Annotated in this window: 16 protein-coding genes, 2 tRNA genes, 1 rRNA gene and 1 pseudogene; 9 read left to right on the top strand and 11 right to left on the bottom strand. The window is 51.0% G+C overall.

The genetic code is table 11. The features are described 5' to 3' along the window. Positions 1-96: 96 nt before the first annotated feature. From AC286M_RS14530 to AC286M_RS14500, 7 genes and pseudogenes are all read right to left on the bottom strand, one after another. Positions 97-172, bottom strand: a tRNA-Ala gene (locus tag AC286M_RS14530). Positions 173-177: 5 nt separating this feature from the next. Beyond that, positions 178-251 (bottom strand) — tRNA-Ile (locus AC286M_RS14525). A gap of 115 nt (positions 252-366) precedes the next feature. Then, positions 367-1,866 (bottom strand): 16S ribosomal RNA (locus AC286M_RS14520). A 312-nt stretch (positions 1,867-2,178) separates the two neighbouring features. Next, positions 2,179-3,263, bottom strand: a pseudogene (locus tag AC286M_RS14515) (IS630 family transposase). Between the two features lie 332 nt (positions 3,264-3,595). Next, entirely contained in the window at positions 3,596-5,239 is a 1,644-nt protein-coding gene (gene cimA, locus AC286M_RS14510; RefSeq protein WP_488205071.1) for a citramalate synthase, read from the bottom strand. 284 nt (positions 5,240-5,523) lie between these two features. Then, positions 5,524-6,423 carry a M23 family metallopeptidase gene (locus tag AC286M_RS14505; RefSeq protein ID WP_488205070.1) on the bottom strand — a complete coding sequence of 300 codons (900 nt, stop codon included), beginning with the start codon at positions 6,421-6,423 and terminating at the stop codon, positions 5,524-5,526. A gap of 86 nt (positions 6,424-6,509) precedes the next feature. Further along, positions 6,510-6,725, bottom strand: a complete 216-nt coding sequence (locus tag AC286M_RS14500; protein ID WP_488205069.1) for an Hfq-related RNA-binding protein — start codon at positions 6,723-6,725, stop codon at positions 6,510-6,512. A 289-nt stretch (positions 6,726-7,014) separates the two neighbouring features. On the opposite strand from AC286M_RS14500, the gene dapF reads away from it, so the two are divergent. Continuing rightward, positions 7,015-7,881, top strand: a complete 867-nt coding sequence (dapF, locus tag AC286M_RS14495) for a diaminopimelate epimerase (protein WP_488205068.1) — start codon at positions 7,015-7,017, stop codon at positions 7,879-7,881. Positions 7,882-8,067: 186 nt separating this feature from the next. Here the strand turns inward: dapF and AC286M_RS14490 are convergent, their stop codons facing one another. Continuing rightward, positions 8,068-8,457: an MAPEG family protein gene (locus tag AC286M_RS14490; protein WP_488205067.1), complete on the bottom strand. Its 390-nt coding sequence runs from the start codon at positions 8,455-8,457 to the stop codon at positions 8,068-8,070. Between the two features lie 146 nt (positions 8,458-8,603). Between AC286M_RS14490 and AC286M_RS14485 the strand changes: the two genes are divergently transcribed. Next, positions 8,604-9,764 (top strand): tetratricopeptide repeat protein, encoded by a 1,161-nt coding sequence (locus tag AC286M_RS14485; protein ID WP_488205066.1) that lies wholly within the window; start codon positions 8,604-8,606, stop codon positions 9,762-9,764. Positions 9,765-9,793: 29 nt separating this feature from the next. Here AC286M_RS14485 and AC286M_RS14480 read toward each other — a convergent pair whose 3' ends face one another. From AC286M_RS14480 to AC286M_RS14470, 3 genes are all read right to left on the bottom strand, one after another. Continuing rightward, positions 9,794-9,913 (bottom strand): YnfA family protein, encoded by a 120-nt coding sequence (locus AC286M_RS14480; RefSeq protein ID WP_488205065.1) that lies wholly within the window; start codon positions 9,911-9,913, stop codon positions 9,794-9,796. A 352-nt stretch (positions 9,914-10,265) separates the two neighbouring features. Beyond that, positions 10,266-11,573, bottom strand: coding sequence for an NF041680 family putative transposase (locus AC286M_RS14475; protein WP_488204827.1), 1,308 nt, complete (start codon positions 11,571-11,573; stop codon positions 10,266-10,268). A 361-nt stretch (positions 11,574-11,934) separates the two neighbouring features. After that, entirely contained in the window at positions 11,935-12,273 is a 339-nt protein-coding gene (locus tag AC286M_RS14470; protein ID WP_488205064.1) for an ArsR/SmtB family transcription factor, read from the bottom strand. A gap of 269 nt (positions 12,274-12,542) precedes the next feature. On the opposite strand from AC286M_RS14470, the gene lipA reads away from it, so the two are divergent. From lipA to AC286M_RS14435, 7 genes are all read left to right on the top strand, one after another. Continuing rightward, positions 12,543-13,430, top strand: a complete 888-nt coding sequence (gene lipA / locus AC286M_RS14465; RefSeq protein WP_488205063.1) for a lipoyl synthase — start codon at positions 12,543-12,545, stop codon at positions 13,428-13,430. A gap of 227 nt (positions 13,431-13,657) precedes the next feature. Beyond that, complete coding sequence (locus AC286M_RS14460) at positions 13,658-14,365, top strand: NnrU family protein (RefSeq protein ID WP_488205062.1); 708 nt, start codon at positions 13,658-13,660, stop codon at positions 14,363-14,365. A gap of 131 nt (positions 14,366-14,496) precedes the next feature. Further along, the gene (locus tag AC286M_RS14455; protein ID WP_488205061.1) at positions 14,497-14,853 is read left to right on the top strand and encodes a thioredoxin family protein; all 357 of its coding nucleotides are present in this window, start codon (positions 14,497-14,499) and stop codon (positions 14,851-14,853) included. Between the two features lie 753 nt (positions 14,854-15,606). Continuing rightward, complete coding sequence (locus tag AC286M_RS14450; protein ID WP_488205060.1) at positions 15,607-17,700, top strand: NAD(P)H-quinone oxidoreductase subunit 5; 2,094 nt, start codon at positions 15,607-15,609, stop codon at positions 17,698-17,700. A gap of 422 nt (positions 17,701-18,122) precedes the next feature. Beyond that, entirely contained in the window at positions 18,123-19,721 is a 1,599-nt protein-coding gene (locus AC286M_RS14445) for an NAD(P)H-quinone oxidoreductase subunit 4 (protein WP_488205059.1), read from the top strand. Positions 19,722-20,319: 598 nt separating this feature from the next. Beyond that, the gene (locus tag AC286M_RS14440) at positions 20,320-21,294 is read left to right on the top strand and encodes a peptidylprolyl isomerase (RefSeq protein WP_488205058.1); all 975 of its coding nucleotides are present in this window, start codon (positions 20,320-20,322) and stop codon (positions 21,292-21,294) included. A 105-nt stretch (positions 21,295-21,399) separates the two neighbouring features. Then, positions 21,400-24,405, top strand: coding sequence for a peptidase domain-containing ABC transporter (locus AC286M_RS14435; RefSeq protein ID WP_488205057.1), 3,006 nt, complete (start codon positions 21,400-21,402; stop codon positions 24,403-24,405). The last annotated feature ends 8 nt before the right edge of the window (positions 24,406-24,413 follow it).

The raw sequence follows: 24,413 nt of genomic DNA, 5'->3' as shown, positions 1-24,413 counted from the left end.
TTTTCAAGGTTCTTTGCTGGTCTAATCCAGCAGCCTTTCTAGCTACTGATAGCTTGTCTGCTCAGTAGTTTAGAAATAGTGCTGAATTATTAAATCTGGTGGAGGTAAGCGGACTCGAACCGCTGACATCCTGCTTGCAAAGCAGGCGCTCTACCAGCTGAGCTATACCCCCACGAGTGGGCCATCCTGGACTCGAACCAGGGACCTCACCCTTATCAGGGGTGCGCTCTAACCACCTGAGCTAATAGCCCATATCCGGCCCCTCGATAGTTCAGAAACCAATAATAATCATCTCGACCGACCTAGGATGACCTTACTTAGGTGCTCTATCAGTTTTCGCACGTCTAAGTAGGGTAGGTCTCCTTGAAAGGAGGTGATCCAGCCACACCTTCCGGTACGGCTACCTTGTTACGACTTCACCCCAGTCACCAGCCCTGCCTTCGGCGTCCCCCTCCGCGAACGGTTGGGGTAACGACTTCGGGCGTGGCCAGCTTCCATGGTGTGACGGGCGGTGTGTACAAGGCCCGGGAACGTATTCACCGCAGTATGCTGACCTGCGATTACTAGCGATTCCTCCTTCATGCAGGCGAGTTGCAGCCTGCAATCTGAACTGAGCCTCGGTTTATGGGATTAGCTCAACCTCGCGGTCTGGCTGCCCTTTGTCCGAAGCATTGTAGTACGTGTGTAGCCCAGGACGTAAGGGGCATGCTGACTTGACGTCATCCCCACCTTCCTCCGGTTTGTCACCGGCAGTCTCTCTAGAGTGCCCAACTGAATGATGGCAACTAAAAACGAGGGTTGCGCTCGTTGCGGGACTTAACCCAACATCTCACGACACGAGCTGACGACAGCCATGCACCACCTGTGTTCCAGCTCCCGAAGGCACTCCTCGGTTTCCCGAGGATTCTGGACATGTCAAGCCCTGGTAAGGTTCTTCGCGTTGCATCGAATTAAACCACATACTCCACCGCTTGTGCGGGCCCCCGTCAATTCCTTTGAGTTTCACACTTGCGTGCGTACTCCCCAGGCGGGATACTTAACGCGTTAGCTACGGTACTGAACGGGTCGATACGTCCAACACCTAGTATCCATCGTTTACAGCTAGGACTACAGGGGTATCTAATCCCTTTCGCTCCCCTAGCTTTCGTCCATGAGTGTCAGTTACGGCCCAGCAGAGCGCTTTCGCCACCGGTGTTCTTCCTGATATCTACGCATTTCACCGCTACACCAGGAATTCCCTCTGCCCCTACCGTACTCTAGCTATCCAGTTTCCACTGCCGAACCAGGGTTGAGCCCTGGAATTTGACAGCAGACTTGAATAGCCACCTGCGGACGCTTTACGCCCAATAATTCCGGATAACGCTTGCATCCTCCGTCTTACCGCGGCTGCTGGCACGGAGTTAGCCGATGCTTATTCCTCAGGTACCGTCAGATCTTCTTCCCTGAGAAAAGAGGTTTACAACCCACAGGCCGTCCTCCCTCACGCGGCGTTGCTCCGTCAGGCTTTCGCCCATTGCGGAAAATTCCCCACTGCTGCCTCCCGTAGGAGTCTGGGCCGTGTCTCAGTCCCAGTGTGGCTGATCATCCTCTCAGACCAGCTACTGATCGTCGCCTTGGTGAGCTCTTACCTCACCAACTAGCTAATCAGACGCGAGCTCATCTTCAGGCAGAAAACTGTTTCATCCGTAGACATATGGGGTATTAGCCACCGTTTCCAGTGGTTGTCCCCCTCCTGAAGGCAGATTCTCACGCGTTACTCACCCGTCCGCCACTCATACTTACCCCGAAGGGCGTTCTGCGTTCGACTTGCATGTGTTAAGCACGCCGCCAGCGTTCATCCTGAGCCAGGATCAAACTCTCCGTGTTAAAAACTTAGAAAGTTTTTTGGCTCCAAATACGATTCTCTTACGTTAAGAAACGTATCGACTCGTATCCGGAATATATTAAAATTTGGTAAGCTTTGCTAAACTAGCCCACCATCTGTCTTTTCCTTGACGAGATGTGATGTTCTTGGCTTCTGAACTATTCTTATGTCGAGGTTCCGTTTCTCGCTCAAGGAGCTCAGCACAAACGCTCTCTCCTCCAGCGCTTTATCAATATAACGACCCGGAAACAGATTTGTCAACATCTTTCTTTGGGATTCTTTCAAGGTAAGTAGGTAAAGGTAAAAACGCGCATCTATATAACAGATGATGAAGAAGCGAGTTGAGACGGAAATCGAAATCGCTCGACGGAGTATCCCGCTTTTTCAGCTCTCGCCTCAAAGCCGTCGATAACGGCATAGGCTAAATCCAATTCATCTTCAAACATCTGCCCATTTAACTCATGGGTTTTCACCTGATGCCACTCGGGTTCAATCGGATTGAGCTCCGAGCAATATTTGGGTAAGAAGAACAGGTAAAGTCCCTGAGCTTGCCAGTCTGCCCATTTGTCTTGCACAGCTCGACTGGTATGAATGGGGCTGTTATCTTGAACAATGACTCGAATGCATCCATTGGCCTTAAACCGGGGCTTGGCCTGACGGGCTTGCTCATCCATTAGCCGGATGTAGCGCTCGGCGTTGAAGCTGCCAATCACCAATCCATACGCGAAACTCACGAACGGTTGGAGCAGACCGAGGATGCTCAGTCGCCTGCCCTTGCGGTGAGTCTGCTCCAGTCGCTTTTGCTCGCCTTCGAAAAAGTAGCTGTAGCTGACGGGCATCCAGAGACAAAAGCCTGCCTCGTCAAGATAGGAGAGGTCAATCTCTCCACTGGCGGCCGCCCATTGCAACATCTCCAAATCCGCTACCTTCTGGGCTTTCTCAACTGGGTCTTGTTTCCCTCGGTGGCTGTGTCGAGTGCGCTTCCAAATGATTCCCTTTTTTTGAGTACGTCCCGCAGATGGGCCGCACTTAACTTGATATGTCTCTCCTCTTCCAGCTTTCGCGCTAACTGACGGCTGTTATAAGTTCGTTGCTCCTGGCGTAGACATGTTTCCAGATACTCCATATCTTCCGGTTGCCAACGTGGTTGCGCTCCCGGTCGCGGTGCATCCCAGAGTCCTCCTAATCCACCCTCTTGCCAGCGATGCAGCGTTTCTCTGACCGTTCGCTCTCTCCACCCGAAGAACCGGGCAATCTGCTCAACATACAGCCCTTGGTGACTCATCCGAATCACTTCTGCTCGGTCTTTCACTCGTTGCGGCACGGTTGTGGCGGTGCGTAACTCAAAGAGGGTACGGTCTTCTGCCCCTGTCAAAAAGACTCGTAAGCGCGCTCCCATTGCTCCTGATCTCCTACTGGCAGTGAGTCCCTTTATTCAACTTCACATACCTTCTTTTTTCAACCCCGCTCTACTTAGTTAAAAGCAAGACGGAGCAAAGCTTTCAATAATTTAGGGGAAGGCATCTTTTCCTTCGAAACACTCAAAATTCATCCAGATCTTTTTGAATGAGTTTTGAAATAACCGTGAAATACATATAGGCACCTCTAAGAATAGGGATACTTGTTGAGAATGGCCCGGTATCCGCAGTCAATTTGCGCAATGTAACTGATCAAGGTGCCCATAGGCAATAAAGCCACCAACTTTGATTTTCAATCTTGAGGTTGCACAAGTTATGAGTGCGTCAGGGCAGCGGCTTGAGGCTGTCGGGCCAGCCTCAAGCCGTACTCGATCCCTTCGACTATGGCGTGGTAGGACGCTTCGATAATATTGGTCGAAACGCCAACTGTTGTCCAGCGTCGATGTCCGTCTGAGGATTCGACGAGTACCCGTGTCTTAGCCGATGTACCTTCTTTACCGTCCAAAATACGCACTTTGTAATCAGCCAAGTGAAACTGGGCGATTTCCGGATAGAAGTTGAGCAACGCTTTGCGTAGCGCAGCATCGAGTGCAGAGACGGGCCCGTTTCCTTCCGCCGCTTCTAGAATATCTTGACCATTGACAGCCACTTTAATGGTCGCCAGCGAATAGGTTTGACTCAAATCAGAACCGGGCACCGTATCGCAGTTGACCTTAAATCCTTTGAGATCAAAGAACTGCTGTCGCTGATTCATAGCCTCACGCATCAGCAACTCAAAACTGGCCTCTGCCGCTTCAAACTGATAGCCTTCATGCTCCAGAGATTTGAGCCGCTGTAAAATTTGCCGACAGCTGGGGTCATTCTTATTCAGCTCAATACCAAAGCTGCGAGCTTTTGCCAGCACGTTACTCAGACCAGACTGGTCGGAAATGACGATGCGGCGACGATTACCCACCTGTTCAGGGCGAATATGCTCATATGTGAGCGGATTACGCTCAACAGCGCTGACGTGGATGCCGCCCTTATGGGCAAAGGCCGACAGGCCCACGAACGGCGCGTGATCGTCTGGAGCAAGATTGACAACTTCGCTAATTAGACGACTCGATTCCGTCAGCCGCTGTAGCTGCTCGTCAGCCAAGCAGTCGTAGCCTAGCTTGATTTGCAGATTGGGCAGCAGCGTACAGAGATTGGCGTTGCCGCAGCGTTCGCCATAGCCGTTGATTGTACCCTGCACCATCCGTGCCCCTCCCATAACGGCATAGAGCGCATTGGCCACTGCCGTACCGGAGTCATTGTGGGTGTGAATACCCAACTGCGGCTTAACTGTACCAGGTTGTTCCTCTAACCAAGCATCGACGGATTTGACAATTTCGCTGATTTTATGGGGCAGCGTGCCGCCGTTGGTGTCGCAAAAAACGAGCCACTCGGCCCCCGCTTCATAGGCCGCTTGGAGTGTCTTCAGTGCATACTCAGGATTATTTTTGTAGCCGTCAAACCAGTGCTCGGCATCGTAGATCACCCGCCGATCCTGACTGCGCAGGTAGGAGATGGTATCACGAATCATCGCTAAGTTTTCGTCCAGAGTCGTTTGTAAGCCTTCCGTGACGTGTAAATCCCAGGACTTGCCAAAAAGGGTGACCCAATGGGTGCCTGCGGCCAAAATTGGCTGCAAGAGCGGATCGTCTGCCGCCGTTGTGCCGGGGCGACGAGTTGAGCAAAAGGCGACGATTTCAGCCTGCTTGAGCGGTTCTTCCTTAATTTGCCAGAAAAACTGGACATCCTTAGGATTGGCTCCCGGCCAGCCACCCTCAATAAACGGAATACCTATTTCATCAAGCTGGTGTGCAATCCGTAGTTTATCCTCAATCGACAGGGACAGCCCTTCGCGCTGAGAGCCATCGCGGAGTGTGGTGTCGTAGATCCAGATTTTAGAGTCAGCTTGAGTAGTTCGATTCATAGGAAATGGGGTTAGGCCAGTAAAGTCATTGCAACGGGTAGAAGAAAATCCCTTTTTTATATTTTAATATGCTGGCTAGATTAATCAGTTTGATGAATGCCCATCACGCATGTGTTTAGCGTAGTTATTTCGATCTCCCGTTGTCGCCACTCCTTATTAAAGGGGCTATTCCAACGCTAGCTTGAAGTCGGCCTTTTTTAGAAAGGTATACCCGAAGGGTTACAGAGAAATTTTGATCGAATAAACCTCTAGTTTAGATCATGGTTATAGGCCGGCATCAGCCGCTAAAAGCCCGTTTCCCGCCAGGGAACGGGATCAACCGCAACGCCATGCACATATAAACCCCAGTGCAAATGTGGCCCCGTTGATGAACCAGTCGAGCCAACGGCCCCGATAACCTGTCCGGAATTCACCATTTGGCCTTCCTGCACATCAATCCGGCTCATGTGTATAAAGATGCTGAGTACGCCTTGACCGTGATCGATCCCGACCGTGTTGCCATGTAGCTCAAAGCCATCTTCAACCCGTCCCACTAGGGCGACTCGTCCTGCCGCTGGGGCAGAGATGGGGCTACCCGTACCCGCTGCGTAGTCCACGCCACGGTGGTAGTAGTCTTCAGCAAACTCGCCATTGTAATAGCGCCGCACGCCGTAGACGGAGCTAACCGAGCCATTGCTGGGCCGCAGCAGGGGGCCATTCCAGTAGCGCTCGGGGGTATCGAGCTGCTTAAAGGCATCGACGCGATCGAACTCATAGTCTGTCCCTTCAATCCCAGCTACACCAGGTGAAAAATTAATGTGTTGAGTGGGAAAATCGCGATTCCGCAGCCATACCGTGAAGTTGCGGGTGTCTTCCTGACCGAAAATTCGCACCAGCTTTTCCCCTGGCGGATCGAGCGGACTCGTGGGCAGCAACGCCTGGTAGCGGTTGCCACCAATCGGATAGGAGGGATACTCCGTTTCTCCCAGCGTGACAGTCGGTGGAGTCGTGGACTGGGGATTTTCCGCCTGGACGATGACTGAGATCGTGTCGCCCAAGTGGGGATTGGGCGGATTGATCTGGACTTCGTAGGCTGAGCTAGGCGTCGCCAGTAGAATAATACCGATGCTAATTGCGATCGCAGTTCCCAGCCAGGACCAACGACGCATTGCAGAAAATCGCGATCGCAGTTGAGGCCAAATCATAGGCAATCGTGAGAATGAGTAAAGATTATAGAGAAACAGTAACGAAGAAATAGCAATGAACCGTTGGAGTTTAGACGACCAGAGACTTACCGCTTGGGCTTGATATAGACCAGAGCCTGTCGCCAAATAATCGTCGGCTGATCATACTGATCGACCAGACAAAGACAATCCGTATCTTGCCAGCGAATTTTTCCCACCAGCAAATCATCGGTGACCAGCTTTGCTTCGACTTCCTGGCCTTCGCGAATCAGCGTTTGCATCTGTCGCACACTAGGCAGAGAGGTATCCAGTTCGAGCGCCATGAAATTTCCTCAACTCCGCGTCAATACTGTTTAAGGATATAGCAGTCTGATTTGGTCTGTGAAATGGTTTACGAACGTTCAGTGAAGATAGCGTTACACGCTTAAGTAAAGTCAGTATTTTTGAGAAAGCCACGCTTCAGCGTGGCTTTCTCAAAAATACATGTCCTACCCTGCGGGCGTAGTGCCATAACGTTCAGGAACATTCAGGAATATATCGACTACAGACGGGTGAATGGTTCAACCCACTCGCAGTAAAATGAAATTCTCAAATTAATCATGACAGACCGCCATGACAGTTGCTTTTACGAAATATCAAGGGCTGGGAAACGACTTTCTGCTGATCGACAATCGGCACCAGACTGAGCCAATGCTGACGCCGGAACAGGCGATTCACATGTGCGATCGCAACTTTGGCATTGGCGCAGACGGCGTGATTTTTGCGCTGCCGGGACAGGATGGCACTGATTACACTATGCGGATTTTCAATTCCGATGGCTCTGAGCCAGAAATGTGCGGCAACGGCATTCGCTGCCTGGCACGATTCTTAGAAGAATTAGAAGTCCTGGATGGTCGCACCATATCTCATCCCCTCGCCTATCAAATTCACACCCTTGGTGGTCTGATCACCCCAGAAATTCAAGCTGACGGGCAGGTCAAAGTTGATATGGGGCCACCGCGTCTGCTAGCAAAAGAAATTCCAACCACCTTGGCCGGACTGGACGACAAGGTGATCAATCGAATGCTGAATGTATCTGGGCAGATCTGGGAAGTCACCTGCGTCAGCATGGGCAATCCACACTGCATTACCTTTGCCGAAGATGTGGATACGATTTCGCTTGCCACCATTGGCCCTCAGTTTGAGCATCATGAAGCCTTTCCGCAGCGGATCAACACTGAATTTATCCAGGTTATGCGGCCTGACTATTTAAAGATGCGCGTCTGGGAACGAGGCGCAGGCGCAACGCTGGCCTGTGGCACAGGTGCCTGTGCCTCACTCGTTGCTGGAGTCCTGACGGGCAACTGCCAGCGGCAGGCGACGGTGGAGCTTCCCGGTGGCCCTCTGCTGATTGAATGGTCAGAAGCTAATCAGCATGTGTATATGACGGGGCCAGCTCAAATGGTGTTCACAGGTGCGATCGCACTTGATGAATTGTAAATTAGCCCTTCGTAAGGGCGAGTTTCGCGAATCAATTTGTGATACAGCAATTTTAAGTTGATTATGAACAGGCGGCCCTGCTGGGGCCGCCTGTTCATAATCAACTCAGTTCACTAGCTATTTAGTAAAGCAATAAATGGCAATAACTTGATGTAGAACCCGCCCTGGTAAACGGTTTGCGATTCCTTAGGCAAATAAGCGCCATACAATGGTCAGTAGCGCCAAGATATAGATAAAGTAAGCCAGCAATCGCAAGACCGGAATACCAATCATGTAGAAAATGCCGTGGAGAGCGCGCATCGTGACGACCACAATGGATGCGATCGCAGTGATGCCATCCGCGTTACCTGTTATCTGAGCCATGAAAATCACCGTAGCAGTCAGCGCCAAATTGTCATGATGATTACGCTGCGCCCGATCGGCTCGCCCAACCCAAGGCGGCACGTCGGGCATTTTTTCGCGGTTACTCAGTCCCCATCCAACCCCAGCTTCTGCCAAACGCGCCAGCGCTGGAACATGATTCAGGGGAACAGTCCAGAGTGCCAAAATTAGCAAGCAAATCAGGTCGGTATTCATTGTTTGAGTACAAGAAAAGCATGATGTGAACATTTCATTAAGTAATGTAACAAGCTTCTGCATAACCTTGTTCGACTGGGACATATATCCGTGCAACTACGGTAAATACTTGGTGCCCCTGTTGCCTTCAAGGAAGATTCAAAGTTATGTGTCACTTCTACCTCTTGCTGCTCTCCACTCTCTCTCCGTTCGTACTCGCGCTTTGTACAGAAAACGTTCATCCGTCCTCAACGCATCGGGTTCAAGATCAGCGTCATGCAGACGTTGAAGTATTGACTGAATTAGGCTGGCAGCAATATAGTCGTCACCAGTATGCGGCTGCGATCGCAACCTTCCAAGCTGTCCTGCGTATCTATCGGCAATCGGGACGACACGCTAACGCGAGCGATTTGCTCAACTGCATTCGCTTGATACAAACTCGTGCCCAAGCAACCACGCCCTCTAGCCCAAGCTTTGAATTCTCTACAGGCCAGACCGTACTATGCATGGACCCAAACCTAGAAGGCAACGCCACTGAAATGGCCCATCAGTTGAGCAACTTTGCCGAAATGTATCGCCGTCTTGGTCAATTCAATGACGCTCTCCAGCTTTATCAGCAAGCGCTTCAGTTTTTTAAGCAGGCAGATGATCTGCGCGGTATGGGTCGCACGTTGAACAACTTAGGGCTCGTCTACAGTGCAATCGGACAATACAGCCGTGCCCAAGCTCTGGCTCAGTCCGCCATCAGCATTCTACAAGATGCCAATGACAATGCCGGAGAAGCCGCTGCCCGCCACAATTTAGGCGTTGCCTGTCTCAAACTCAGCCGCTACAACCAGGCCATTGCTTCGTTCCATGCTTCACTTACTCTGCGTCAGCAGATCAACGATGCTGTTGGCATCGCCATGTCTCTGAGTTATCTAGGACTCACCTACCGCTATCTCAACTATCCGCTAGCATCGCTGCACTATTACTACAGCGCCTTATGGATACGGCAAGCCAATACCGATAGCGCTGGCGAAGCAACAACGTTGGGACATATCGCAGGCATCTATCGCCAAATGGGCCAATTCCATTGGGCTATTCATTGTGACAAGCAGGCTTTAGCCATCTTTCAACTGCTCGGCAACCAAAAAGGCACTGGCAGAGTGTTGTGTAACCTGGGCAAAATCTATGAAGCAATGGGTCAAGCAGCCAAAGCCCTCGATTTTTATCAGCAATCTCTCTCTGTGCTACGTGCGGTCGGAGACTACAGCGGAGAAGCGGCGGCTCTTGAAAGCATCGACAATATTTATCATCAGATTCATTTGGCAGAGTTTGCCAGCTAGGGATCTGTTTAGTGCTGCTTCAGTGACGGCTATGGGCGCGGAGCATACATCATGATCGGCACACCCGCTGCAACGAACAGGCAACTCAACCAATCGAAACGATCTGGACGAACACCATCAATTTGCCATCCCCACAGCAGCGACAGCACAACAAAAACACCATCATAGGCGGCATAAACTCGCCAAAATCAGCGGGTTATAGCGTAGGAACGATGTCGTACAGGATAAGGAGCGGCCAACCTGCGATCGCAACCGGAAAACCCTTCCCCTTGCGTAATCATACCCACACTAAATAACTACCGCCAATCTCGAACAACTCAGCTAAAACAAAATACATCAAGGATTTAAGCAGCATATTCCTAGATACAACACACCCCAACCGCTATTCCTCGTATAGGCTTCTTCCAGCAAGGCGGTATATACTGGAGTTTAGACTAAGGCCAAATTGCACCACCTGTGACAGTGGCGCAACTTTGGAGTAACAGGAGCCGAATGGCGGGGTTAAGGGACAGATGTGGCTTGTTTTTTAGAGCGTTTTCCTCGTTTTCGGATGGTGGGGCAGTAGGGTTTGGGGGGTCGAGGGGTGCCAGTCGGCCAGCCCGGTGATTTTCCTCGGGGTTTGGGAAGTGCAGTCGGTGTGCCCAACTGAGCGAAAAGTGGAGCGATGGAATCAGCCACTCGTCCAGGAGTCAGAGCGGCTTGAGGTTTTTGCCAGGGCAAGGGTTGGTCTTGGACGAGATCACGCGCTAACCATAACTGCCAGGTGGCTAAGGGCATCAAGTCACTCCAGCGTTCCGCCGCTTTGGGGTCTGCCAGTTTCGGCAAGAGCCAATGCAGTCGCTGCTTGATGAAGCGGTACCAGTGGTCGATAGCAAAGCGTTGCAGATAGCGTTGCCAGAGGGTGTCTAAGGGCGGTGGACTCTCGCCAACCCACACCAACCAGAGGGGGCGAGCGGGGCGAGGGTGTCCGGTGGCATCAAGGCGTTGCACCTGAATCAGCCGCATGGGATGAGCAGCGGCTTGCCGAAAATGCAACTGGTGCCAACAGCGCACCCGCACTGTCCCCAACTTGGGATGCTCGAGAATTGCTGTCTCATCGGCTGACCACCAGGTGTCGGGGTCATTGAGTTTGAATTTGTCGCCGTGGACTTTGGGACGTCCTCGTCCACTGTAGGGCGGCGGTGCTCCCCAGAGGTTCAAGTTAGAGCGCAGACGCATGAGTTTATCGGCGGCAATATCAGCGGTTTCCAGCACGAAGCGAGCACAGCCATACTCACTGTCCCAGAGCGTCAAGGGACGACAGGATAACTCTTTACACACTTGCCGCAGTTGAAATGCAGCTTTGCTTAATGGGCTCTCCCAACTGGTAATTCGCTCATGCCGCAAAGGCAAGGCCCAACTGCCTGACTCGGGTGGAATCCAGGCCAACGTACTGTAGCCTTGACCGACGGTAATCGGCCCCCCTCCTCCCACACCCTGAGCCTGATGTTCATACGTCCGTTCGGGTAAGCACTTCGCGTCTGGACGGGGCCATGCCGTATGGTCGCCAGCCAACACCACTGGCTCCTCCTGGGGCAGTTGCTCCAGGTACAGCTGCATCAGTCGGCGGCGCTGCGGTCGGCTGTCATGTACAGCGCTATAGATACTCGGCCATTGGCGACGAAAGAATGGGGAGCGCGAGAGCTCGACAAAGCTGGGCGCTTGCCGTGTCGTCAACACCGCGTCAATGAGTTCAAAGGTCGCATCATGCGCTCGTCCCAAATACTGATGGGCGCGCTGGCGAAATCCGTACAGGCTATCGTAGGGCATAGTAGTCGCTGAGGTGAGTGGTATTGTCTCAGCTTCTGCTATAACGCGGTTCGTGCCTAGCACGACCGCGATTTTCTTTCGCTCTTTAGTCTAAACTCCAGTATATATAGGGGTTCCAGATAAGAACGAGAGAGGAGAGTGCCTCATGATGAGGCACTCTCCTCTCTCGTTTTCTCACTCTTAACTGAAATCACTATAGCTGTAGCCAGCTAAGTTAGGACACGGACGGTGTTGTGGCGCGATATCGCCGCGCCACAACACCGTCTTAACCAATACGACTATCGCTATATTTCACAGCCAGTTCAAATATTTTTGATTCGTCAAGTTAGACAGAATGCGCTGTTAAACTGTCCCACTGAACTTAATTGCTGGATCCATCATCCGCACAGATCCGTGATGGCAGCATCGGACTGAAGCGTCGAAAGTCCGAAAGGTACTGCTCTAGTACAGCAAACTGCGGCAGATTCAAGCTGTAATACACCCACTTACCTTGCTGTCGTGACCTCAGCAACTCTGCCTCTTTAAGGGTCTTGAGGTGAAACGAGAGTTTTGACTGCTGGACATTTAAGCGATCGCATAGGTCGCAAACACACAGTTCCTGCTCCCTCAACAGTTCAATGATCTGGAGCCGGAGAGAATCAGATAGTGCTTTAAATCCTGATTCAACTAAAGTTGATTTATTAGTGAGAGACTTAACCATCAAGTTTGCTGGGATCAATAGCCCTATCATATAAAAGTTAAAGGTTGATTGAGACTTAGACAACACTCCGATTCCAGCAGCTTAATCATGTAGCTTAGTAATCTGCTTGATCACTGAATCTGCAGCCGCTAAATCATCAGAATAAAAGTTCGTTTGGCTTAGTCGTGTCGAAGGAATCGCAGCTTCTTTTTGCTAAGGTGTTGTAGTAGATCTCTTGTCCACGTAAAAACAAGCAAGAGTAATTAGCGTTTCGGAAATTGGCATCAATCGTGACATTAAAGCCAGATTGGCTGCGGGTCAAAGCACCGCAGTGGGAACGGGTGGGAAATGTAAAGTCTCTTCTACGGGACTTAGAACTGAATACCGTCTGTGAAGAAGCGTCCTGTCCCAATATTGGAGAATGCTTCAGCCACGGTACGGCAACGTTTTTGATCATGGGGCCAGCCTGTACGCGGGCTTGTCCCTATTGCGATATCGATTTTGAGAAAAAGCCTAAAGCGCTTGATCCCACAGAGCCCGATCGGTTAGCTGAAGCCGTACGTCGCATGGGGCTGAACCACGTCGTGATCACCTCCGTTAACCGAGATGATTTACCGGATGGTGGAGCGGAACAGTTTGCCAAATGTATTCAGGCCGTCCGAGCCGCATCGCCTCAAACGACTGTGGAAGTGCTGATCCCGGATTTGTGCGGCAATTGGGCAGCCCTCGACATCATTTTGGCGGCTCAGCCCGAAGTTCTGAATCACAACACCGAAACGGTTCCTAGCCTCTATCGTCGAGTTCGCCCTCAAGGTGACTACGATCGCACATTGGAACTACTCCAGCGTATCCATCATCAAGCACCCTGGATCTACAGCAAATCGGGAATCATGGTAGGACTGGGCGAAACCGATGCTGAAGTGCAGCAGGTGATGAAAGACCTCCGCGCGGTTCACTGCGACATTTTGACGATTGGGCAGTATCTTCAGCCAACACCAAAGCATTTAGCGCTGAAAGAGTTCATCACACCAAAACAGTTCGACGCTTGGCGACAAATGGGTGAGTCGATGGGCTTCCTACAGGTCGTGTCTTCTCCCCTGACCCGCAGTTCCTATCATGCGGAGCAGGTGCGCGAATTGATGCAGCGTTATCCCCGTTCAGCTCCGTCTCTAGCCTAAGAACCTATCCGAATACCTCGATTTGGCCACGCCACATTGGGGGTTTGAGAGGGTTTCCGGATAGGCTCTAAGTACCGTGGATTTAATAGATCCGCAAACTATAGGGGCGGGTTTTGCCGTCAAATCTGTGACAAGGTGCAGATTGGTCTACTAAACCCGCCCCTCACAAAGATTGAACTACTCCACAAAGATTGAACTACTCCACCTATACAACCGACAAAAGCTAAATGGAAGGATTAACGTCGAGCCACTGGATCATGCTGGGGCTGCTGTTGACATTTGCGATCGCGCATAGCGGTCTTGCTGCACTACGTCCTCGCGGCGAGCAGTATATTGGGCCTCGTGCCTATCGTATCCTGTTTGCTCTGGTCAGTTTGCCCCTCGCCGTCACGTTAATTGCTTATTTCATCAACCACCGCTACGACGGGGTTCGTCTGTGGAATGTTCAGGGTGTACCAGGCATTGAGACTACCGTTTGGATACTGTCAGCAATCTCATTTCTGTTTCTCTATCCCGCTACCTTCAATCTGCTGGAAATCGCGGCCATCGAAAAGCCTCAGGTTCATCTCTATGAAACGGGGATCATTCGCATTACCCGCCATCCCCAAATGGTGGGACAGGTGATTTGGTGTGTTGCCCATACCCTTTGGTTGGGCACAACATTTACTTTGGTCACATCAGCCGGATTGATCCTGCACCATCTCTTTGCTGTTTGGCATGGTGATCGCCGATTACAAAATCGGTATGGAGAAGCATTTGAAACCGTAAAATCACGCACTTCTATTGTGCCTTTTTCAGCCATCGTCAGAGGACGACAAACTCTGAAACTCCAAGAATTCATTCGTCCGGCTTATGCTGGAGTCACACTTTTTGTACTGCTATTTTGGTGGGCGCATCCATTACTCATCCAATCGACTAGCCAAATCCGTTGGTAGGCTGATAACAGGCTGAAAAAAGAGTGAAAAATCTTGCAAAAATCTATCGAATAAGTCTTTTACGACATCCCCCAGTCCCCTAAAATGATCCCAAATAGGATTTAAAGAAAAAATTATTTAGGGGTATAGCGGTGTCGTTGTTTAACCAGCAAAAATTTACAAAAGAAGTTTTAAACTCCTCGATCCCCGTCCTTGTTCACTTTTGGGCACCTTGGTGCGGTTTGTGTCGAATGATTCAGCCCTTGCTCACTCAATTCCAAACTGAACATCCAGGACAAATTCGAGTGATTGGGATCAATGCCGATGAAAACCTCAAATTAGCCAATAACTACCGACTAACCACGTTACCGACATTAATTTTATTCAAAGACGGCCAGGTCATTCACCGCTTTGACAGCTTCCGGGGCCGCGACGATCTACGTATGGCTCTGGACAGCGTGTTACAAAGCTCATCCGTTCGACCTCAAGCGACTACATCTTCGTCATAATAAAGCCCGACAACCCATAGCATAAACTCAACGAGTAATTTATTAGGCTCTTACAGTATCAAGTGTATAGAACCAAGTTTGCTATTTAGGCTAATCTTGCTGAGATTTGACCTAAACGGCAAACTTGGATTTTAGTTGATGCGATCGCAACTTATACAGCCTGAAAGTTCGCTCCAGATCCCCTCCTGGAATGGCGATTTCTTTTACATAAGTTTTTGTATAAGGTATAACCCTTTGAGGAGGACAACGGGCCTTCTAGTCCTAGATAATTGAGCTTAGCAAGATACACAACCCGTTTGAGCATGAGCTCAGTATGCCTATATGGCATTGCGTTCAAGCTGTTCATAGATAATGGTCATTAAGCGGCGATGCCAATTTTGGTGGCATAAGCTTAGGTTGAATGACTAAAGGCTGAATGACTGAGATGAACGATATAAGGTGCAGCGAAAGCAAACTTCGCTGTGAATGGTGGATTTCCTGAGTTAGAAGGGAATGCTTGTGTGCCGTGAATATTGCGGCAATACGTTCTAATCAGAATGGCAGATTTTTGAGCTTTTTCTGACGTAGTAAGCCTGTTTGGGAGCATGCGCTATATCCCTGCTCAGCGGCAATTACGGGCATTGCACCATCAGTAGAGCAACTTGAACGCAGGTTAAATCCCGACTAAAAATAATGAGCCGAATGCAATGTCTGTGTCACAATGTAGGCGGTTTTGCCAAATTTTATGAAGAAATCTTGATGTAGGCATAAGCAATGGAATCGATATACCAATATGCCTGGCTGATTCCTGTCCTTCCGTTACTGGGAGCAACAGTCGTTGGCATTGGCCTTATTTCCTACAATGACGTGACTAATCGGCTGCGCAAGCCGAGCGCCATTTTTATTGTTTCCCTAACTGGCATGGCAATGGTGCTGTCCTTTGCCTTGTTTTGGGATCAGTTCCAAGGTCATGAGCCTTATCTCCGCATGATTGAATGGGCTTCAGCCGGGGATTTTCATTTATCAATGGGATATACCATTGATCATCTGACAGCCCTAATGCTGGTCATTGTCACAACGGTAGCCTTTTTGGTGATGATCTACACCGATGGCTACATGGCGCATGATCCCGGTTATGTTCGCTTTTATGCATATTTGAGCCTGTTTAGCTCCTCAATGCTGGGGCTGGTGATTAGTCCTAACTTGGTTCAAATTTACATTTTTTGGGAACTGGTCGGCATGTGTTCTTACCTGCTCATCGGCTTCTGGTTTGACCGTAAGGCTGCTGCCGATGCGTGCCAAAAAGCATTCGTTACTAACCGGGTCGGGGACTTTGGCTTGCTGCTTGGCATCCTAGCCTTGTACTGGGCAACAGGCAGCTTTGAATTTGATGTAATTGGCGAACGGCTGCAGGACTTGGTGCAAAGTGGTGCTTTGAGTGCTGGCTTGGCTTCATTCTTTGCTATTTTGGTCTTTCTAGGACCAGTGGCAAAGTCGGCTCAGTTTCCGCTGCACGTTTGGCTACCCGACGCAATGGAAGGCCCGACCCCCATTTCGGCCCTGATTCACGCGGCAACGATGGTGGCGGCAGGCGTCTTCTTAGTGGCGCGTATGTTCCCTGTATTTGAGGGACTGCCAACTACGATGAGCACAGTGGCTTGGACGGGTGCGGTAACGGCCTTTTTGGGAGCGACCATTGCCTTAACTCAGAACGACATCAAGAAAGGTCTCGCCTATTCCACCATGTCCCAGTTGGGCTACATGATTATGGCGATGGGTGTCGGAGCCTACGGTGCAGGCTTGTTCCACCTAATGACTCACGCATATTTCAAAGCGATGCTGTTCTTGGGATCGGGTTCTGTGATTCACGGTATGGAAGCTGTCGTTGGACATGATCCGGCCTACGCTCAGGACATGCGGCTGATGGGTGGTTTGCGTAAGTACATGCCCGTCACGGCGATTACGTTCTTAATCGGTACGCTGGCTATCTGTGGTATTCCGCCGTTTGCGGGCTTCTGGTCAAAAGATGAAATCTTGGGATCGACCTTTGAAGTGAGTCCTCTGCTGTGGATGATTGGCTGGCTGACAGCTGGCATGACGGCTTTCTACATGTTCCGCATGTACTTCATGACCTTCGAAGGCCCATTCCGGGGCAACGACGCCTCCATCAAAGAAAAGCTGAAGCTGGAAAAGTTACAGAATATGGGTCTAGCCTTTGGCCCTGGTGCGATGAATCCACAGGAGTTGACGGCTGAAGCGGAAGACGAAGCTGGGGATCACGATCAGCATGGTCATGACCATCATCACGCCCATGAGCCACACGAGTCGCCGATTTCAATGGCCTTGCCGCTAGCGGTGCTGGCAATTCCGTCGATGCTGATTGGTTTAGTCGGGACGCCGTTTGCCAATTATTTCGAGGAATTTATCCATCCACCAACTGAGGCGATCGCAGAAGTTGCCGAGGCAGCAGAAGCATTTGATCTGACTGAATTTCTGATTATGGGCGGTAATTCCGTCGGCATTGCCCTCATCGGGATCACAATCGCGTCACTGATGTATCGCACCCACAAAATTGATCCAGCCGCGATCGCAAATCGGTTCCAACCGCTGTATCTACTCTCGAAGAATAAGTGGTACATCGACGACATTTACGATCGCGTCTTTGTCAAGGGTAGCCGCCGCCTAGCACGTCAAGTGCTAGAAGTGGATATCCGCATCGTGGATGGTTTGGTCAACTTGACCGGACTGGTGACACTGGTAACGGGCGAAGGCTTAAAATATCTAGAAAACGGGCGGGCACAGTTCTATGCGCTGATTGTATTCGGTGCGGTGTTGGGACTCGTCTTACTATCGGGCATTACAGGTTAAGCCTGATTACGTTGGAGAACATCTCGTGTATTGTGCTTAACCGACAATCGCGGGATGTTTTTTCATACGAACGATTTGATGACGTAATGCTGATGAATGTGCGATCGCGCTTTGCCTATTGAGGTTAACTTATGGCTGACCTAAAATTTCTCGCTATAAGTTTACTATCAGCCAGCGACCCCAGCAGATTGGCGGCAAAACTTGTAAAAAGTTGAAAATCCAGTCAATTCTGTCACCTCTATCGTTAGGCTCTTAACTAAGGTTTTGCGATCGCGTAAAACGTATAAAAGCAGACAACGCCTACTTGAATTTCAATTCAAATTTTGAGCAGGCATTATTTTGCAACCATCAGCCGTCGTACTTCTCGCTTGTATGACATCCAGTTTAGAAAGCCTCTTGAAAGCATTTAAACCAAACGTTATATGACTGACTTTCCTTGGCTGACGACAATCACTCTGTTTCCGATCGTGGCCGCCCTGTTTATTCCACTCTTTCCCTACGAAGAGGGCAAAGAAGTGGAAACCGCCAAAAAAGTGCGGTGGTATGCGCTGGTGATCGGCCTGATCGACTTTGTTCTGATTGTCTTTGCCTTTTACCAAAACTACGACTTCTCGAATCCGTCGCTTCAACTGGTCGAAAGCTATAGCTGGGTGCCCCAGTTGGACTTAAATTGGTCAGTTGGCGCAGACGGTTTATCAATGCCGCTGATCATTCTGACCGGATTTATTACCACCCTGGCCATCTTGGCCTCGTGGCCCGTAACACTTAAACCTCGGCTGTTTTACTTCCTGATGCTGGCCATGTACAGCGGTCAGATTGGGGTATTTGCCGTCCAGGATATGCTGCTCTTCTTCTTTATGTGGGAGCTGGAGCTGATCCCGGTCTACCTGCTGCTCTCGATTTGGGGCGGAAAACGACGGCTGTATGCAGCGACCAAGTTTATTCTGTATACCGCTGGCGGTTCGCTATTTATCCTGGTGGCGGCTCTGGCAATGGCCTTCTATGGTGACACCATCACCTTCGACATGCGGCTGCTGGCGACAAAAGAATACGCCCAGAACTTTCAACTGCTGATCTATGCGGCATTTTTGATTGCCTATGCCGTAAAGCTACCGATCTTTCCGCTGCACACTTGGCTACCGGATGCACATGGTGAGGCAACGGCTCCAGTTCACATGCTGCTGGCGGGCATTCTGCTGAAAATGGGTGGCTATGCCTTGATACGAATGAATGCCGGGATGCTGCCGGATGCCCACGTCAGCTTTGCGCCCGTGCTTGTGATTCTCGGCGTCGTCAATATTATTTATGCGGCACTGACCTCGTTTGCCCAGCGCAATTTAAAGCGGAAGATCGCCTACTCGTCAATCTCGCACATGGGCTTTGTGCTGATCGGTGTAGCGTCGTTTACCGACTTGGGACTAAGCGGTGCGGTGCTGCAAATGGTCTCTCACGGTTTGATTGGGGCCAGCCTCTTCTTCCTGGTAGGCGCAACCTACGATCGCACCCATACGCTGATTCTGGAAGAAATGGGTGGCGTCGGTCAGAAGATGCCCAAGATCTTCGCTATGTTTACCGCCTGCTCTCTAGCATCGTTAGCGTTACCGGGGATGAGCGGCTTCGTGGCGGAACTGATGGTATTCGTTGGCTTCTCTAACAGCGATGCCTACAGCTTCACCTTCAAGCTAATTACCGTGTTGCTGATGGCGGTTGGTGTGATTCTGACGCCGATCTACCTGCTGTCGATGCTGCGGGAAATCTTCTATGGGCCAGAGAACAAAGAACTAGTTGAGCATGAGGTGCTAATTGATGCGGAGCCGCGTGAGGTGTTTATCATCACCTGTCTGCTGATCCCAATCATTGGCATCGGCTTCTATCCAAAACTGCTGACCCAGATTTATGACGCAACCACGAATCAGCTAACGGCGCGGTTGCGATCGGCAGTTGAAACAGTGGCCGAGCGAAAAGCGACCGAACCTGTGGCAGTAGCTGAACCGCTGCAAGCACCACAAATTGGTGGTTAGCCGTTAGTCATAGAATTAATCGAGGATGACTATTTTGGCTATGCGGGCTCAGGCTAATAGCTGAATCTACAAATTTAGGGAGGGAGAGCGATTGCGCTCTCCTTTTTTGCTGTGTGGTTGGCTCAGCCTTCAAACGCGCAGTTCGTTGGTATGGGTTCTTGTTCAGCACCAACACGACAACTTGAGATAAAACATTAGGCTGAAACAATTTGCTTAGGATGGGCACTATAGACAACGTGAGTGCAAAGTCTTCAAAATTCGCCGTCTTTCAGTCAGCAATTTCCGCAGTCAGCTACTCATCGGGAATTGTTAAGCCAAGGATTAAGATAAATCTTCTATCTCCTACGGCTTAGCTCGTCCCACGATAGGCTGTTCGTGGATTAATGTGCTGGTTCACCTAGTACTACTCCCAGGCAAAATGTAAAAACCTCTTTGCATTTGCGAGTTTTCGCTGATTTTAGGGATATCTACCGTTAGTCTTAGATATTAAAGCTGCATCATTTGCGGTGGTTTAGACATAACTCATAAAAGTTGAGCATAAAAGCCAAGATGAAGCGTGTTTCCTGCCATGCAATGTTGATTCATAAAAAAGTTTGAGATGCAAGATTTAAGAGCCGATCCGATGATCAAAATTGGCGACCAAACGATTACAGCCGCAGAGGCTGTGTCGCTGATGGCGCGCTATCGCCTGATCCCCCAACTGGCACGAGAGGTGATCATTGATCGTGCGATCGCAACGATTGCCTATAGCGAGAAAGAGCTGGAGCAGGCGACCGAGCAATTTTTTCAGCAGCAGCAGGCGATTTCTGAAGCCGATCGCCAGAACTGGCTAAGATCTCAGGGCATGACGATGGAGCAAGTGCAGCAAACGGTTCTGCGCCAGCTCAAGACCGAGAAATACAAGCAAGTCACCTGGGACAACAGGCTACAATCCTATTTTCTTAAGCGCAAAGGGCGGCTCGATCGCGTCATTTATTCATTGCTGCGAGTGAAAGATGCAGGCACCGCACAAGAACTGTATTTTCGATTGGTGGACGATCAGCAGGCATTTGATGAGCTGGCCCGCGCCTATTCTCAAGGCCCAGAAGCCGAAACAGGCGGACTGCTTGGTCCCGTACCGCTGGGTACGCCACATCCGGCCCTGGCTCGCATGTTGAGCGTTAGCCAACCCGGCCAGCTTTGGCCACCGACCCCCTTGGGCGAATGGTTTATCATCGTGCGGCTGGAAAAGTTTTTACCTGCACAACTCGATGATGCAATGCGCAAGCAGCTTCTAGATGAGCTATTCACTGCTTGGCTGCAAGAGCAGCTCCAGCAGGTGTCGATCACTACGGCTGATGCCGCTGATAAGACGGCGGATGAGACTACGGATGCGATCGCATCTCCCGATTCAACATCATCCCCCACCGAGCTATCTGCCCAACCGCTGAATCCAAGTCCTCCCGCCGACAGCAACGGCAATTCATCCAATTCATCCCAAACAGCTCCATCCCAATCTGCAACTCCAAATACCGACCCCACCGATCCCTGGGCCGACCAACCCACCAAACAATCCGAACCCTCAACCCTCTAACCATTACCCATCTACCCTCTCCTCTCCCTTACCCATCCACCCATCCACCCCTTACCCCCTGAACCCACATTGACCTCCTCAGCCCAGGAGGAAGAATAGTACGCTATGACCTACGTAAAACCCTCTATTCGCGAATTTCTAGCTGATTTATCCCCTTTTCAGCAATTGCCTGCCTCTGTCTTAAATGACGTGGCTAATCGGTTTCAGCTTTTGCGCTATCGCATGGGGCAGTCGATTTTGCGGCATGAAACGCTGCCATACCAGATTGCAATTTTGATGGAGGGGCAGGCGCGCCTCTTGGGCTATCGTCCCGGCAGCAACCAGTTTCCCTTCACGCTGAAGATTTTGCAGCCTGGTGATGTACTGGGCTGGATTGGGTTAATGCGGGGGATTCCCTGTGAAACCGCGATCGCATCTAGCGAGGTAGTCTGTGCCACTCTCCCTGCCCATGATTTTCTAGAACTGCTGAAAAACTATCCGCAGATGGCGGATATCTTTCGGCAGCAGCCTGCGATCGCAGAAGTCAGCGATATTCTCAATGACCTGTACCAATCACGGGCTGAGACGGGCTACGACCTGAAGCAGATTGTGGCGGACTGCTACAACCAGGCCAAGGTTCAGTATCTCCAGCCGGGAACCGCCAATTTGGATGCGCTCGATCCAAAATATGCCTGGTTTATCAGTGGTGGCGGGGTCGTCGCCAAGCATGCGGTTAAATCCCAGCTTCAGTTGGAACAGCGGGTGGTGGATGTCCAGAGCAAGGTACCAACTCGATTAGTCGGTTTCCCACAGGTATTACTCGAAGCGCCGCCAGCTCAAAATTCTGCGATCGCAGAATTGGCGGAAGACGGTACGAACCAGGTGCCCATCGATATTCCCTACGCACCGGAACGACCACCCGAACCGGATGACGAAGATTTGATTCGTGATCAGATCACGGCTCCGATTCGAACTCCAGGCCGCATCAACTATCCCCACGTGCGGGGACGCGGCATTCTCAACGCAACGCTGGCCTGTTTCCAAATGCTGGCCCAGCATCTGGAAATGCCGTTTCGGCGGGATATTCTACGTCGCGTTCTAGTGGAACAGCAGAATCGGACAGGTGGACTCTCGCTTCAGCTTTGCGGCGCAGTCGCGGAAATGATGGGGCTGCGGGCCCAGTTGGTGAAAATGCCCGCCAATGCCATTAACCGGATTGAACCACCTGCCTTAGTTCAATGGAACGACACGTTTGCCGTCGTCTACGAAACTAGCCAAAAGGAAGTGGTGCTAGGCGTTCCAGAATCCGGCGTGATTCGACGCACCCCGGCTGAATTTGCCTCTGTTTGGGGTCAAGAAGGCGAAGTTTTGCTGCTCCAGCGCACCAGTCGCACCCAGCAGCAGAAGTTTGGCCTGTCCTGGTTTTGGCCATCACTGATGCGCTACCGCAAGGTGCTGGTCGCGGTCTTCATTGCATCCTTCTTCGTGCAGCTCTTTGGCCTAGCCAATCCCCTGATGATTCAGGTAATCATTGACAAGGTGATTGTGCAAAATAGCCCGGACACGCTGCACGTGCTGGGCTTCTTCCTGGTGATTGTTGCCATCTTTGAAGCCATTCTGTATAGCTTACGAAGTTACCTATTTGTCGATACCACCAACCGGATCGATATGGCCCTGGGGTCAGAAATCATCGATCACCTGGTGCGACTGCCCCTGCGCTACTTTGAGCGGCGACCTGTGGGTGAACTGTCCAGCCGCGTTAACGAGCTGGAAAACATTCGTCAATTCTTGACGGGTACTGCCCTAACGGTGGTTCTTGACGCCGTGTTCTCGGTGATCTACATCGTGGTCATGCTGTTTTATAGCTGGCAGTTGACCATTGTGGCGCTGCTGACGATTCCGCTGTTTGTGGGACTGACGCTGATTGTTGCGCCCATCGTGCGGCGACAGCTGCGGGTGAAGGCCGAACGCAATGCCCGCACTCAGTCTCACTTGGTAGAAGTACTCTCCGGTATTCAAACCGTCAAAGCGCAGAGCATTGAGCTGAAATCGCGCTGGAAGTGGCAGGAACTCTATTCCAGCTACGTGTCCGCTGGTTTCAAGACGGTGCTCACCTCGACCACAGCCGGATCGGCGAATAATTTCCTGAACAAACTTTCCGCCCTACTGGTGCTGTGGGCCGGTGCTTACCTAGTTTTGGAAGGGGAACTGACCCTCGGTCAGCTAATCGCGTTCCGAATCATTTCCGGCTACGTGACAGGGCCTCTGCTGCGGCTGGCCGGAATTTGGCAGAACTTCCAGGAAACGGCTCTGTCGCTGGAGCGTTTGAGCGACATTATCGATACACCACAGGAATCGGATGAAGACGATCGAAACAAGATTCCGATGCCGATTATGCAGGGCGCTGTCACCTACGAAAATCTGTCGTTCCGGTTCGGCACGACCGGGCCGATGCAGTTGCTCAATATCAATCTGGAATTCCCGCCCGGCCAGTTTATCGGCATTGTCGGCCAGAGCGGTTCCGGTAAGAGTACGTTAATGAAGCTACTGCCCCGGCTCTATGAGCCACAGGCGGGACGAATTCTGATTGACCAGTACGACATTGCCAAGGTGGAGCTGTATTCCCTGCGGCGGCAAATCGGCATTGTCCCCCAGGACAGCTTGCTGTTTGAAGGGACGGTACAGGAAAATATTTCCCTCACAAACCCCGATGCCAGCACCGATGAGATTATCGAAGCGGCTAAAATCGCCTGTGCCCACGATTTCATCATGGATTTGCCCAGTGGCTACAATAGTCAAGTAGGAGAACGGGGATCAAATCTCTCCGGTGGTCAGCGACAGCGAATTGCGATCGCACGCACCATTCTGCAAAATCCCCGCCTGCTGATCATGGACGAAGCTACTAGCGCTTTGGACTATGACACCGAACGACAGGTTTGCCAAAATCTAGCCGAAGCATTCCGAGGCCGCACTGTTTTCTTCATTACCCACCGACTCAGCACCATTCGCAGCTCTGACCTGATTTTGATGATGGATAAGGGAGCTGTCGTGGAGCAAGGCACCCATGAGGAACTAATGGCACTCCAGGGTCGCTACTACTGTCTCTATCAACAGCAAGACGCCCAGCTCTAATCTGCGTT

The sequence above is a fragment of the Thainema salinarum CENA647 genome (assembly GCF_057732415.1).
Note: the sequence above shows the minus strand (reverse complement) of the source record. Positions and strands in the feature narration are given on the sequence as shown.

Bases quoted from the DNA above. Each gene is read 5' to 3' on its own strand.
- AC286M_RS14460 (WP_488205062.1), top strand. From the start codon at position 13,658: ATGGAAGGATTAACGTCGAGCCACTGGATCATGCTGGGGCTGCTGTTG.
- AC286M_RS14470 (WP_488205064.1), bottom strand. From the start codon at position 12,273: ATGGTTAAGTCTCTCACTAATAAATCAACTTTAGTTGAATCAGGATTT.
- AC286M_RS14440 (WP_488205058.1), top strand. From the start codon at position 20,320: ATGCAAGATTTAAGAGCCGATCCGATGATCAAAATTGGCGACCAAACG.
- AC286M_RS14450 (WP_488205060.1), top strand. From the start codon at position 15,607: ATGGAATCGATATACCAATATGCCTGGCTGATTCCTGTCCTTCCGTTA.
- AC286M_RS14445 (WP_488205059.1), top strand. From the start codon at position 18,123: ATGACTGACTTTCCTTGGCTGACGACAATCACTCTGTTTCCGATCGTG.
- AC286M_RS14500 (WP_488205069.1), bottom strand. From the start codon at position 6,725: ATGGCGCTCGAACTGGATACCTCTCTGCCTAGTGTGCGACAGATGCAA.
- AC286M_RS14475 (WP_488204827.1), bottom strand. From the start codon at position 11,573: ATGCCCTACGATAGCCTGTACGGATTTCGCCAGCGCGCCCATCAGTAT.
- AC286M_RS14435 (WP_488205057.1), top strand. From the start codon at position 21,400: ATGACCTACGTAAAACCCTCTATTCGCGAATTTCTAGCTGATTTATCC.
- AC286M_RS14490 (WP_488205067.1), bottom strand. From the start codon at position 8,457: ATGAATACCGACCTGATTTGCTTGCTAATTTTGGCACTCTGGACTGTT.
- AC286M_RS14485 (WP_488205066.1), top strand. From the start codon at position 8,604: ATGTGTCACTTCTACCTCTTGCTGCTCTCCACTCTCTCTCCGTTCGTA.
- dapF (WP_488205068.1), top strand. From the start codon at position 7,015: ATGACAGTTGCTTTTACGAAATATCAAGGGCTGGGAAACGACTTTCTG.
- AC286M_RS14505 (WP_488205070.1), bottom strand. From the start codon at position 6,423: ATGATTTGGCCTCAACTGCGATCGCGATTTTCTGCAATGCGTCGTTGG.
- cimA (WP_488205071.1), bottom strand. From the start codon at position 5,239: ATGAATCGAACTACTCAAGCTGACTCTAAAATCTGGATCTACGACACC.